The sequence below is a fragment of the Streptomyces sp. JN8 genome (assembly GCF_055808075.1).
Genome location: NZ_CM147852.1, coordinates 3,306,417 through 3,318,745, shown reverse-complemented (window position 1 = coordinate 3,318,745; position 12,329 = coordinate 3,306,417). Strand labels below are relative to the sequence as shown.

15 protein-coding genes are annotated in these 12,329 nt (G+C 72.1%); 8 read left to right on the top strand and 7 right to left on the bottom strand.

Going from position 1 to position 12,329, the window contains the following annotated elements; all coding sequences use genetic code 11:
* Positions 1–21: 21 nt before the first annotated feature.
* A complete protein-coding gene (locus tag ACY0MR_RS14240) occupies positions 22–291 on the bottom strand; it encodes an LPXTG cell wall anchor domain-containing protein (RefSeq protein WP_361846353.1) in 270 nt (89 codons plus the stop codon).
* Positions 292–401: 110 nt separating this feature from the next.
* On the opposite strand from ACY0MR_RS14240, the gene ACY0MR_RS14235 reads away from it, so the two are divergent.
* Together ACY0MR_RS14235 and ACY0MR_RS14230 are read left to right on the top strand one after the other, a co-directional pair.
* Positions 402–743, top strand: a complete 342-nt coding sequence (locus ACY0MR_RS14235) for a hypothetical protein (protein WP_388792983.1) — start codon at positions 402–404, stop codon at positions 741–743.
* A 216-nt stretch (positions 744–959) separates the two neighbouring features.
* Positions 960–2,225, top strand: a complete 1,266-nt coding sequence (locus ACY0MR_RS14230; RefSeq protein ID WP_361846357.1) for a L,D-transpeptidase — start codon at positions 960–962, stop codon at positions 2,223–2,225.
* A 114-nt stretch (positions 2,226–2,339) separates the two neighbouring features.
* On the opposite strand, the gene ACY0MR_RS14225 is transcribed toward ACY0MR_RS14230, so the two are convergent.
* Positions 2,340–3,200, bottom strand: coding sequence for a helix-turn-helix domain-containing protein (locus tag ACY0MR_RS14225; RefSeq protein WP_388792985.1), 861 nt, complete (start codon positions 3,198–3,200; stop codon positions 2,340–2,342).
* Positions 3,201–3,328: 128 nt separating this feature from the next.
* Here ACY0MR_RS14225 and ACY0MR_RS14220 point away from each other — a divergent pair, with 128 nt between their 5' ends.
* Positions 3,329–4,381 (top strand): NAD(P)-dependent alcohol dehydrogenase, encoded by a 1,053-nt coding sequence (locus ACY0MR_RS14220; protein ID WP_473561002.1) that lies wholly within the window; start codon positions 3,329–3,331, stop codon positions 4,379–4,381.
* 74 nt (positions 4,382–4,455) lie between these two features.
* Entirely contained in the window at positions 4,456–4,812 is a 357-nt protein-coding gene (locus ACY0MR_RS14215) for a DUF1330 domain-containing protein (protein ID WP_361846363.1), read from the top strand.
* Positions 4,813–4,879: 67 nt separating this feature from the next.
* Here ACY0MR_RS14215 and ACY0MR_RS14210 read toward each other — a convergent pair whose 3' ends face one another.
* Positions 4,880–5,986, bottom strand: a complete 1,107-nt coding sequence (locus ACY0MR_RS14210; RefSeq protein ID WP_361846365.1) for a hypothetical protein — start codon at positions 5,984–5,986, stop codon at positions 4,880–4,882.
* 72 nt (positions 5,987–6,058) lie between these two features.
* Between ACY0MR_RS14210 and ACY0MR_RS14205 the strand changes: the two genes are divergently transcribed.
* Positions 6,059–7,213, top strand: a complete 1,155-nt coding sequence (locus tag ACY0MR_RS14205; RefSeq protein WP_361846367.1) for a cystathionine gamma-synthase — start codon at positions 6,059–6,061, stop codon at positions 7,211–7,213.
* A 146-nt stretch (positions 7,214–7,359) separates the two neighbouring features.
* Here ACY0MR_RS14205 and ACY0MR_RS14200 read toward each other — a convergent pair whose 3' ends face one another.
* The 4 genes from ACY0MR_RS14200 to ACY0MR_RS14185 are packed head-to-tail and all read right to left on the bottom strand — an operon-like array spanning position 7,360 to position 8,941.
* Complete coding sequence (locus tag ACY0MR_RS14200) at positions 7,360–7,551, bottom strand: DUF1059 domain-containing protein (protein ID WP_361846369.1); 192 nt, start codon at positions 7,549–7,551, stop codon at positions 7,360–7,362.
* A gap of 55 nt (positions 7,552–7,606) precedes the next feature.
* The gene (locus ACY0MR_RS14195) at positions 7,607–7,855 is read right to left on the bottom strand and encodes a hypothetical protein (protein ID WP_388792991.1); all 249 of its coding nucleotides are present in this window, start codon (positions 7,853–7,855) and stop codon (positions 7,607–7,609) included.
* A complete protein-coding gene (locus tag ACY0MR_RS14190; RefSeq protein ID WP_388792993.1) occupies positions 7,852–8,334 on the bottom strand; it encodes a sigma factor-like helix-turn-helix DNA-binding protein in 483 nt (160 codons plus the stop codon). The genes ACY0MR_RS14195 and ACY0MR_RS14190 overlap by 4 nt, the downstream gene beginning before the upstream one ends.
* A gap of 31 nt (positions 8,335–8,365) precedes the next feature.
* Positions 8,366–8,941, bottom strand: coding sequence for a MarR family winged helix-turn-helix transcriptional regulator (locus ACY0MR_RS14185; protein ID WP_388792995.1), 576 nt, complete (start codon positions 8,939–8,941; stop codon positions 8,366–8,368).
* A 147-nt stretch (positions 8,942–9,088) separates the two neighbouring features.
* Here ACY0MR_RS14185 and ilvA point away from each other — a divergent pair, with 147 nt between their 5' ends.
* The 3 genes from ilvA (at position 9,089) to ACY0MR_RS14170 (ending at position 12,322) form a co-directional block, all read left to right on the top strand.
* On the top strand, positions 9,089–10,318 hold the full coding sequence (gene ilvA / locus ACY0MR_RS14180; RefSeq protein WP_361846377.1) for a threonine ammonia-lyase: 1,230 nt from the start codon (positions 9,089–9,091) through the stop codon (positions 10,316–10,318).
* A gap of 160 nt (positions 10,319–10,478) precedes the next feature.
* Positions 10,479–11,519 (top strand): ATP-binding cassette domain-containing protein, encoded by a 1,041-nt coding sequence (locus ACY0MR_RS14175; protein ID WP_388792997.1) that lies wholly within the window; start codon positions 10,479–10,481, stop codon positions 11,517–11,519.
* Positions 11,516–12,322, top strand: a complete 807-nt coding sequence (locus ACY0MR_RS14170) for an ABC transporter permease (protein ID WP_388792999.1) — start codon at positions 11,516–11,518, stop codon at positions 12,320–12,322. Before ACY0MR_RS14175 ends, ACY0MR_RS14170 begins: the two co-directional genes overlap by 4 nt.
* Positions 12,323–12,329: the final 7 nt, after the last annotated feature.

Genomic DNA, 12,329 nt, shown 5'->3' with positions numbered 1-12,329 from the left:
CCTCGCGCGCTGCGCGTGCGGTCAGGACGTCCGGTCGCGGCGGTGCATCGCCAGCGCCACGAACCCCGCCCCGACACCGAGGAAGCCCGTGCCGCCGAGCAGATAGGACGTGGTGTTCCGGTCGCCGGTCTCGGCGAGGCGCCCGCCGTCCACGGCGGGGCCGTCCTGGGTCACCCCGATCCTCATCCCGCCCCGGTCGTCGGTGGCGTTGGCGGACGGAACGAACCACAGGGCGCACAGCAGCATGCCCGCGGCGGTCGCGGTCAGCAGTGGTCGGTGGGCGGCGGACACGGAAATTTCGATCCCCCTTGCGGAAACCGCGAATTGGTCGGTGCGCCGATGCTAATGAACACAGCGGGTCGTGGGAAAGCCGGGAGGCCCCGGCGCCTACGCTCCGACCCATGAGCACTTCTGACGCACCGCGCTATGTACGCCTTCGGGTCGATGTGGTCCTGGAGGTCGACGGTCCGGCCGAGTTGGCCGCGGCGGCCGAGGCCCGGATCGACGCCGACCCCTTCATGCCCGAGGAGGAGCGGGTCCCCGCCCGCGCCGCCGCGAACGAGGACAGCGCGGAGGCCCTCGCCCACCTCGTCGAGCCCTTCGACCTGATCCGCGACGTCCCCGGCATCGAGATGGTCCAGGCCTCCTGGAGCAGTGAGGAGATCGAGTACGACCCCGATGCGCTGGAGTGGGATCTCGGCGAGGAAGATGGGCAGGAGGAAGACGACGACGACCGGTCGTAGGACCGGTATCCGACCTGTTCGCGGGCCCCGGGACGCCGTCCCGGGGCCCGTGGTGCGAGAGCGGTGCGACAGGTGACGGGGGCCACTGGGGCCCCGGGAACCGGGGGAGGCCCACGAGCGTGTCGATCAGTGGTCTTCCCCACAAACGCACCGCTTCCGGAACCGGACGGGGTGTCATGGGCGTTCATACAAGAAGTTGGCAGGGAACCGGCGACGATGGAGAAGCGTGTGATGACGGACGGCAAGCGCCGCCGCAGGAGCCTGGCCGCCGCGGCCGCCGTGCTCAGCGGTGTGCTGGTGCTCTCGGCGTGCAGCGACGAGGACAAGGGCGCATCCGGCTCGGCGACGCCACAGTCACAGGCCCAGGTCGACGAGGCGGCCGCGCAGAAGACCTCCAAGGCGAAGATCACGATCTCGCCGAAGAACGGCGCGCAGAACGCCTCCATCAACAACGACGCCAAGGTCTCCGTCACCGAGGGCAAGCTGACCGAGGTCGTCATGACCTCCGCCGAGGGCAAGGCCGTCGAGGGTGAGATAGCCGCCGACGGCCTGAGCTGGAAGCCCAGCGGCCAGCTGGAGCGCGCGATGGTCTACAAGATCGCCGCGACCGCCACGGACGCGGAGGGCCTGGAGGCGCACGAGAACTCCTCGTTCACCACGGTCTCCAAGGCCAACAGCTTCATCGGCAACTTCACGCCGGAGGACGGCTCGACCGTCGGCGTCGGCATGCCGGTCTCGATCAACTTCAACAAGGCGATCACCGACAAGAAGGCCGTCCAGGACGGCATCACGGTGACCTCCAGCACCGGCCAGGAGGTCGTGGGGCACTGGTTCGACGGCACCCGCCTCGACTTCCGCCCGGACGACTACTGGACCGAGGGCTCGACCGTCACCCTCAAGCTCGACCTCGACGGCGTCGAGGGCGCGGACGGCGTCTTCGGCGTCCAGCAGAAGACCGTCACCTTCAAGATCGGCCGCAACCAGGTCTCCACCGTCGACGTCGCCACCAAGACCATGACGGTCACCCAGGACGGCAAGACGATCAAGACCATCCCGATCTCCGCCGGCTCCCCGGAGAACCCGACCTACAACGGTCAGATGGTGATCTCCGAGAAGTTCAAGGAGACCCGGATGAACGGCGCGACCGTCGGCTTCACCGACGACGACGGCAAGGGCGAGTACGACATCAAGGACGTGCCGCACGCCATGCGCCTGTCCACCTCGGGCACCTTCATCCACGGCAACTACTGGGGCCCGGACTCGATCTTCGGCTCGGCCAACACCAGCCACGGCTGCGTCGGCCTGAACGACGTCAAGGGCGCCGGCGACCCGAACCAGCAGGCCGCCTGGCTCTACGACCACTCGATCGTCGGCGACGTCGTGATCGTCAAGAACTCCAAGGACAAGACGATCTCCCCCAGCAACGGCCTCAACGGCTGGAACATGAGCTGGGCGGACTGGAAGGCCGGCTCCGCGGCCTGATCCCCGCACACGGCACGTACACGGACGGCGGCCCCCTCCACCACGGAGGGGGCCGCCGTCCCGTGCCGACCGCCACCACGGAGGGGGCCGCCGTCCCGTGCCGACCGCCCGGGATCACCGCACGGGCTCCTCCACGCCCCACTGCGACAGCAGCCGCAGCGCGTCCGCCGACGCCGAGCCCGGCTCCGCCTGGTACGTGATGAGGACCAGGTCCGGATCCCCGCCCGCCACCTGCATGCTCTCGTACGACAGCGTCATCTCGCCCACCAGCGGATGCCGCAGCACCTTCGTCCCGTGCCCCTTGTCCGCGACGGTGTGCGCCGCCCACAGCGAGCGGAACGCCTCGCTGCGCACCGACAGCTCGCCCACCAGCGCCAGCAGCGCCGGATCGTCCGGGTAGCAGCCCGCGTACAACCGCAGCACGCTCACCACCTCGGTCGCCTTGCACTCCCAGTCCCGGTACAGATCGTGCGAGTTGGGCCCGAGGAACACCAGCCGGGCCACATTGCGCTCGGCCGGCTCCATCGCCTCGAAATCGCCCATCAGCGCCCGCGCCATCCGGTTCCAGGCCAGCACGTCGAGACGCCGGCCCACCACGAACGCCGGGACGTCCACCATCGCGTCCAGCAGGTGCCGCAACCCCGGCCGCACCTGCTGCGGCCGGGCGATCGCCGCCCGGTGCTGCTTCTTCTTCGCCGTCGGCTTCGCGAGGTGCTCCAGATGCGCCCGCTCCGTGTCGCTCAGCCGCAGCGCCCGCGCGATCGAGTCCAGGACCTCCATGGACACGTTGCGGCCGTTGCCCTGTTCGAGCCGGGTGTAGTAGGCCACCGACACCCCGGCCAGCTGCGCCAGCTCCTCGCGGCGCAGCCCCGGCACCCGGCGATGGCGCCCGAACTCCGGCAGACCCACGTCCTCCGGCTTCAGCCGGGCCCGGCGCGAGCGCAGGAATTCGCTGAGTTCGGCACTGAGATCCATGCGTCCCGATTATCCCAGGTCGTGCGTCCCGGCGGACGTCCGTTCCTGTCCCTGCCAGTGGTAGGCACGCTGGACGTAGGCAGAACAGGGGGCTGGGTGATGATGCCGCCGCCCCGCAGGCTGGAGCCATGACCACGAACGCGACCACCGTCCCCGCGTACGCCGCACCCGCCGCCGACGCCCCGCTGGAGCGCACCACCGTGCCGCGCCGGCCGGTCGGCGAGCACGACGTCCTCATCGAGATCAAGTACGCCGGGATCTGCCACTCCGACATCCACCAGGCCCGCAACGGCTGGGGCGAGGGCATCTTCCCGATGGTCCCCGGCCACGAGATCGCCGGCATCGTCACCGAGGTCGGCCCCGGCGTCAGCAGGTTCCAGGTCGGCGACCGGGTCGGCGTCGGCTGCTTCGTCGACTCCTGCCGTGAGTGCGCCTACTGCCTCCAGGGCCTGGAGCAGTACTGCGTGACCGGCGGGACCGGCACGTACAACGCCCTCGACAAGGACGGCGAGCCCACCTACGGCGGCTACTCCAGCCACATCGTCGTCGACGAGAACTACACCCTGCGCATCCCCGAGGGCATCGACCTCGACGAGGCCGCGCCGCTGCTCTGCGCCGGCATCACGCTCTACTCGCCGCTCGCCCACTGGAAGGCCGGCCCCGGCAAGAAGGTCGCGATCGTCGGCCTCGGCGGCCTCGGCCACATGGGCGTCAAGATCGCCCACGCGCTCGGCGCCGAGGTGACCGTCCTCAGCCAGTCCCTGAAGAAGCAGGAGGACGGACTGAAGCTGGGCGCCGACCACTACTACGCCACCAGCGATCCGGCGACCTTCAGCGAGCTGGCCGGCCGCTTCGACCTGGTGATCTCCACGGTCTCCGCGCCGCTGGACTTCAACGCCTACCTCGGCCTGGTCAGGACCGACGGCGCCCTCGTCAACGTCGGCGCCCCCGAGGAGCCCGTCTCCGTCAACCTCTTCTCCCTCATCGGCGGCCGCAAGACCCTCGCGGGCTCCATGATCGGCAGCATCGGCGAGACGCAGGAGATGCTCGACTTCTGCGCCGAGCACGGCCTCGGCGCGGAGATCGAGGTGATCCGCGCCGAGCAGATCAACGAGGCGTACGAGCGGGTGCTCGCGAGCGACGTCCGCTACCGCTTCGTGATCGACGCGTCGACGATCTGACGTCCCCGCACGATGCCGGGGCATGACCTGCGGGGTAATCGACCCCGGAGGGCATGCCCCGGCACTCTTGGGTCATGACCGCATACGCCATCGGAAACCTGCACCCGAAGCCCGTCCTCGACGAGGAGGTCTTCACCTACATGGAGCGCATCCAGGCCACCCTGGACCCCTTCGACGGCCGCTTCCTGGTCCACGGCGCGCCCGCCCGGGAGGTCCCCGAGGGCGACTGGCCGGGCGCCGTCGTGATCATCGGCTTCCCGTCGTACGAGAAGGCCCGCGCCTGGTACGCCTCCGCCGCCTACCAGGCCCTGATCCCGCTCCGCACCCGCCACATGGCCGGCGACATCCTCCTGGTCGAGGGCGTCGCCGAGGGCTACGACCCGGCGGCGACGGCCGCCGCGATGCGGGCCGCTTCGGGCGACCAGGCCTGAGCACGGCGCCGGCCCGGCGACCGCCGCGACCCGCCCGGAAGCCGCGCGCGGCCGCCCGCCGCCCGGGTCAGCGCGGCAGCGTCGCCGGGTTGCCGCCGTTCGCCTCGTACCCCGCCACCGCCAGGTTCCGGAAGACCGTGAACTCCGCCGCCGGATCCCCGCTCAGCGTCCACGGCACCGAGCCCACGTGCCCGTCGACCTTCACCAGCTGGTGCATCGCCTCCGCCCAGCGCTCACCGCGCACCAGGAACCAGACGAGCAGATGGCGGACGTGCGCCAGCATCGGGTCGTCGGGCCGGGCCGAGTGCACCGCGTACAGGGCGCCGTCCATCGCCTTCGACACCACGGCCGTACGGAAGAAGTCCTGCACGAGCACCACGTCCGGCACGTGCTCGTAGACCGCGAACAGCGGGAGCGCCGACAGCAGCGAACCCCGCGGGGCGCGCGCCGCGGCCGTCGTCGCGAAGTGGTCGGCCTCCTCGCGCGAACCGTGCCACTTCTCGCACCAGTAGTGCAGCGCCGCGAGATGGGCGCCCATGTGCTGCGGCGCCCGGTCGATGACCCGCGCCCACACCTGGTCGAACTCCTCGTGGCTGTAGCCCAGACCGCGGGCCACGGCCAGCTGCGTGATGTACGGGACCGGGTCGCCCGGGGCGAGCAGCGCGGCCTCCTCGGTGACCTTCCGCCCCTCCTCCAGGATGATCCGGAAGTCCTCGGTCCCGGCCGCCGAGGAACGCCAGGCCTGCTGCACCAGGAACTCGCCGTGCACGGCCGCGCCGCCCGCGTCCTTCGGGGCCTCCGCCCGCCAGGTCCGCAGCCAGGCGCCGCCGACGCCCGGCCGTTCCTGGAGTTCGAGCGACGCGGCGCCCGCGAACGCCTGGACGCGCTGCCAGCGGACCTCGCCGTCCTTGTCGGTGGCCGCCAGCAGCCGCGACGCGGCCCGCCAGTCCTGGGTGGCCTGGACGACGTCCAGCACGTGCAGCAGCTCGTCGTCCGCGCCCGGAAGCCGCACGTCCTGGTCCTCCTGACGCACGAATCCGTACGCCTCCGGATCCGCCGCGTCCGGTGCGCCCGGCGCGACCTGGCGGATCCCGCCACCGCGGCGGCGCAGCAGGTAGGGGCCGAGGACGCCGAACAGCAGGCCCAGGGCGATCAGGAACCAGAGAATCTCCATGTGTCCATTGTCCAGGACGCACGATGAGACGATCGCGGCACCGGGGGCCGCTCGGGACTACGCTCCTGACACATGAGCGACCAGCACTCTCACCAGAGCTTCGAGACCCGCGCGATCCACGCGGGCAACACCGCCGACCCGCTGACCGGCGCGGTCGTCCCGCCCATCTACCAGGTGTCCACCTACAAGCAGGACGGCGTGGGCGGGCTGCGCGGCGGTTACGAGTACAGCCGCAGCGCCAACCCCACCCGCACCGCGCTGGAGGAGAACCTGGCGGCCCTGGAGGGCGGCCGCCGCGGACTCGCCTTCGCCTCGGGCCTGGCCGCCGAGGACTGCCTGCTGCGCGCGCTCCTCGCGCCCGGCGACCACGTGGTCATCCCGAACGACGCCTACGGCGGCACCTTCCGGCTCTTCGCCAAGGTCGTGCAGCGCTGGGGCGTCGACTTCTCCGTCGCGAACACCTCCGACGTCGAGGCGGTGCGCGCCGCGGTCAACGAGCGCACCAAGCTGATCTGGGTCGAGACCCCGTCCAACCCGCTGCTCGGCATCACCGACATCGAGGCGATCGCGGGCGTCGCCCGCCAGGCCGGCGTGAAGCTCGTCGTGGACAACACCTTCGCCTCGCCGTACCTCCAGCAGCCGCTGGCGCTCGGCGCGGACGTCGTCGTGCACTCCCTCACCAAGTACATGGGCGGCCACTCGGACGTCGTCGGCGGCGCGCTCGTGACGGCCGACGAGGCGCTCGGCGAGGAGCTCGCGTACCACCAGAACGCGATGGGCGCGGTCGCCGGCCCCTTCGACTCGTGGATCGTGCTCCGCGGCATCAAGACCCTCGCGGTCCGCATGGACCGGCACAGCGAGAACGCCGAGAAGATCGTCGAGATGCTGGTCCAGCACCCGAAGGTCACCCAGGTCCTCTACCCGGGCCTGCCGGAGCACCCGGGGCACGAGGTCGCCGCCAAGCAGATGCGTTCCTTCGGCGGCATGATCTCGTTCCGCGTGGAGGGCGGCGAGGAGGCGGCCGTCGAGGTCTGCAACCGCGCCCAGCTCTTCACCCTCGGTGAGTCCCTCGGCGGCGTCGAGTCCCTCATCGAGCACCCGGGCCGGATGACCCACGCGAGCGTCGCGGGCTCCGCCCTGGAGGTCCCCGCCGACCTCGTCCGCCTCTCCGTGGGCATCGAGAACGTCGACGACCTGCTCGCCGACCTGCGCCAGGCGCTGGGCTAGTCGCAGCGGACCGGGCGGCGCGGGTCAGGCAAGATCCGGAAGAGACGGCCTGGTCGCCGCGGGCCGGGCGGACGCTCCCACCGCGGGAGTGCCCGCCCGGCCCGTGGCACGGCCGCGCCGCCCGCCCGGTGTCCCGGGGCGGCGGGTCAGGTGCCGGGCAGCGGGTCCTTCATCGAGGCCCGGATCTCCTCGCGGAGCTCGGGACTGTCCGTGTGCTCGTGCACCGAGACCACGTGCTGGACGGCGGCCCGTACGAGCTCCTCCTCCTCGCCCGACATGTAGAGCGAGCAGCCGGACACACTCGGGGTGTCCCGGCAGTCGGTTGCTTTCCTGGCCATGACGACCTCCTGACGGGCCTGCGGACAGGCCCCTCCTTCCAGGCTAGGACCGTCGTCACAGGCCGTCGAACGGCGGCGTGGTCTCCGCCGGTACCTCCCAGGGCTGGGCCGCCGACGCCCACAGCACGAAGGCGAGCACCGCGAGCGCGAAGAGCGTCCACGCGGTCCGGCGGACCGCCCGGTGCCGCCGCAGCAGCCGGGCCCCGCGCTCCGCGGCCTCGGCGGCGAGGTCTCCCGGGACCGGCGGATGCGGGGTGTCGAGCAGCCGCCGGACCGCCGCCTCCTTGTCCTCGTGGCGGCTCACGCGGCGCTCCTCCCGCCGGGCGTCCCCGCCCCGCCCCGGGCCGCCCGCAGCGCGGCCACCGCCCGGGCGTGGACCGCCCGCACCCGGGCCTCCGGCAGCCCGAGGAGGGCCGCCACCTGCTCCTCGGCGACCCCCTCGTACAGCCGGAGGACGACGACGAGCCGTTCCTGCGGAGGGAGCGCGGAGAGCACCCCGCCCCGGCCGCCGTGGTGCCGCCAGGCGGTGCGCGCGAACCGGGCGGCGAGCTCGCGCCGGGTCAGGTCGTACGGATCCTCGTCCCGCAGCCGGTCCCACACCGCGAAGGTGTGGGCGAGGGCGGCGGTCAGCAGTGCGCGGGCGTGCGGGTTGCGGGTGCGGGTCTCGGCGGTGAGCAGCGTCGCGGCGTGCAGCAGCCGGCCCGCCGCCCCGGCCACGAACGCGTCGAACTCCCGGGCGCGGTGGGCGCGTTCGGCCCGGTGTCCGGCGCGCTGCTCTCGCACGTCCTCATCTGAGGACAGCGCGGGAGCGGGGTCAAGAGGTCTGCGCGGACTCGCTCGACGCCCCGGCCGGGTCCCCCGCCTCCGCCGCGGGCGCCGGCGGCGCCGCGGACTCCGCGACCGGTCCGCCCGCGTGCGCCGACTGCCGTGCGGACAGGGCGGTGTTGAAGCGGGTGAGGAGGGTGCAGAAGGACTCCCGCTCGTCCGGCGTCCAGCCCTCGGTGACCTCCACCATCAGCTGGCGGCGCGAGGAGCGGACCTCCTCCAGGCGGGCGAGGCCGCGCGGGGACAGCTGGAGCACGACCGCGCGCCCGTCCTCCGGGTGCGAGGTGCGCTTCACCAGGCCCGTGTCGACGAGCGGGGCGACCTGGCGGGTGACCGTCGACGAGTCGATGCCCATGCCCGCCGCCAGGGCCTTGACGCCCATCGGGCCTTCCTGGTCCAGGCGGTTGAGAAGCAGGTAGGCGGCGCGGTCCATCGAGTTGCGGAGCTGCCCGGTGCCGCCGAGACGGGTCTGCTCGGCCCGGCGGGCGAAGACGGCCACCTGGTGCTGGAGGGCATCGAGGAGACCGGGGTCGAACTCAGTCGTCATGTCCTGAGATGTGGGCATGGCTGTGGGTCTCTCTCGTGCGGGGGTGGTCGGTGTGGGGGACAGAGTACGCGGCCCCGGGGAGGTCCGTACCGGGCCTGCGCAAACCCGCTCGACCCCCTGGTGGCCGGGCGGCCACCAGGGCCGTGAGCTGCGAGACTTGCTGTCATGAGCTTCCGTACGCCAGACCCCTTGCACCGGCTGATGCTCGACGACGTACGGGGGGCGCAGAAGATGCTGTCCGGGGTGGCCCGGACGACCGCGATGGAGGGCAGCCGCCATCTGTCGTCGCTGGTGGGGGCGCCCGTGCACCTCAAGTGCGAGAACCTGCAGCGGACCGGTTCCTTCAAACTGCGCGGGGCGTACGTGCGGATCGCCGGGCTGCGCCCTGAGGAGCGGGCGGCGGGCGTCGTCGCGGCCTCGGCGGGCAACCACGCGCAGGGTGTGGCGCTCGCCTCACATCTGCTCGGGGTCCGCGCGACCGTCTTCATGCCCGTCGGGGCGCCGCTGCCGAAGGTCGCCGCGACCCGGGAGTACGGGGCTGACGTCCGGCTGCACGGGCACGTCGTGGACGAGACGCTCGCGGCCGCCGAGCGGTACGCGCGGGAGACCGGGGCCGTCTTCATCCACCCCTTCGACCACCCCGACATCATCGTGGGGCAGGGCACGGTGGGCCTGGAGATCCTGGAGCAGTGCCCGGAGGTGCGGACCATCCTGGTGGGCGTCGGCGGCGGCGGTCTGGCCGCCGGCATCGGGCTCGCGGTGAAGTCCCTGCGCCCGGACGTGCGGGTGATCGGAGTGCAGGCCGAGGGGGCCGCCGCCTACCCGCCCTCGCTGGCCGCCGGACACCCCGTGGTGGTGGAGTCGCCGGTGACGATGGCGGACGGCATCAAGGTGGGACGGCCCGGCGACGTGCCGTTCGCGCTGGTCCGGGAGTACGTCGACGAGGTCCGCACGGTCTCCGAGGACGCCCTCTCCTCGGCGCTGCTGCTCTGCCTGGAGCGGGCCAAGCTGGTCGTCGAACCGGCCGGCGCCAGTCCGGTCGCGGCGCTCCTCAGCGACCCGAAGTCGTTCCGGGGGCCGGTGGTGGCGGTGCTGTCCGGCGGCAACGTGGACCCGCTGCTGCTCCAGCGGATCCTGCGGCACGGCATGTCCGCGGGGGGCCGCTACCTGAGTCTGCGCCTGCGGGTCACGGACCGGCCGGGAGTCCTCGCGACCCTCCTCGCGGTGCTCACCGTCGCCGACGCGAACGTCCTGGACGTCGGCCACGTGCGCACCGATCCGCGGCTGGGCCTGACCGAGGTGGAGGTCGAGCTGCACCTGGAGACGAAGGGCCCCGAGCACTGCGTCGAGGTGGCGGACGCGCTGCGGGAGGCGGGGTACACGGTCCTGGACTGAGGCGCGCCCCGCCGGGGGCGCACGGCGACCGGCCGGAGACCCGCCCGCCCCATGATCATGTGGGCCAGGTCACATATTCGCTGGGCGGGGCGGCCCCGGCGAACCTAGGATCGGTGGGAAACGACCGGATTCAACCTCCGTTCCCCCTGGGAGTACCCCCATGCCAGGAGCGATCTACGCCGAGGGTCTGGTGAAGACCTTCGGCGACGTACGAGCCCTGGACGGCGTGGACCTCGACGTCCCCGAAGGAACCGTCCTGGGCCTCCTCGGCCCGAACGGCGCGGGGAAGACGACCGCCGTGCGCGTGCTGACCACCCTCCTCCAGCCCGACAGCGGCCGTGCCGTCGTGGCCGGGATCGACGTCCTCAAGGACCCCGACGAGGTCCGCCGCAGGATCGGGCTCTCCGGCCAGTTCGCCGCCGTCGACGAGTACCTGACCGGCCGGGAGAACCTCCAGATGGTCGGGCAGCTCTACCAGATGAGGGCGAAGGCCGCGAAGGTGCGGGCCGAGGAGCTCCTGGAGCGCTTCAACCTCGCCGACGCCGCCGACCGCACCGCGAAGACGTACTCCGGCGGCATGCGCCGCCGGCTCGACCTCGCCGCGGCCCTCGTCGTGTCCCCGCCGGTCATGTTCATGGACGAGCCGACCACCGGCCTCGACCCGCGCAACCGGCAGAGCCTGTGGGAGGTCATCAAGGAGCTCGTGGCGGGCGGCACGACCCTGCTGCTCACCACGCAGTACCTGGAGGAGGCCGACCACCTCGCCCACGACATCTGCGTGGTCGACCACGGCAGGGTCATCGCCCGCGGCACCTCCGACCAGCTCAAGGCGCAGACGGGCGGCGAGCGGATCGAGGTCGTCGTCCACACGGCGGGGATGATCGGCGACGCCCGGCAGGTCCTCGCACGCCACGGCATCGGGGACGCCGGCCGCGGCGAGGTGTCCGTCGAGGAGCACACCCGCAAACTGACGGTCCCCGTCGCCGGCGGCGCGAAGCTGCTCGCCGAGGTCATCCGCGAGCTGGACGCCGTGGGCGTCGAGATCGACGACATCGGACTGCGCCGCCCCACCCTCGACGACGTCTTCATCTCCCTCACCGGCCACGCGGCGGAGCGGGAGGCCGAGGAGAACGGCGGGCCGGCCGGGAAGTCCCGGCCGGGCGGACGCGACGGCAAGCGCGTGAAGGAGGCGGCCGAGTGAGCACCCTGAACGACTCCCTGGTCATCGCCCGCAGGAACCTGATCAGGATGTCCCGGATTCCCGAGATGATCCTGTTCGGCCTGATCCAGCCGGTGATGTTCGTGATCCTCTTCACGTACGTCTTCGGCGGCTCCATGAGCGTCGACGGCAGCACCGACCCGGAGATCTACAAGAACTTCCTGATGGCCGGCATCTTCGCGCAGACCGTCACCTTCGCCACGGCGGGCGCGGGCGCCGGCATCGCCGACGACATGCACAAGGGCCTCATCGACCGGTTCCGCTCCCTGCCGATGGCCCGCGGGGCGGTCCTCACCGGCCGGACCCTGGCCGACCTCGTCCAGACCGCGCTGACCCTCGCCGTGCTCGCGATCGTCGCCCTGCTCATCGGCTGGCGCCCCGGCTACGCCGCGCCGACCAACTTCGGGAAGGTGATGGCGGGCTTCGCCCTGCTGCTCCTCCTCGGCTACGCCTTCACCTGGATCGGCGCCCTGATCGGCCTCTCGGTCCGCACCCCCGAGGCCGCCACCTCGGGCGGCCTGATCTGGCTCTTCCCGGTCACCTTCATCTCGAACGCCTTCGTGGACTCCAGCAACCTGCCCGGCTGGCTCCAGCCCGTCGCGGAGTGGAACCCGTTCAGCGCGACCGTCCAGGCCTGCCGGAAGCTCTTCGGCGATCCCGGCCTGTCCCCGTCCGACGCCTGGCCGATGCAGTACCCGGTGTGGGCCTCGCTGATCTACTCCGTGCTGATCATCGCGGTCTTCCGGACCCTGTCCGTCCGCAAGTACCGGCGCGCGAACGGCTGAGCGCGCG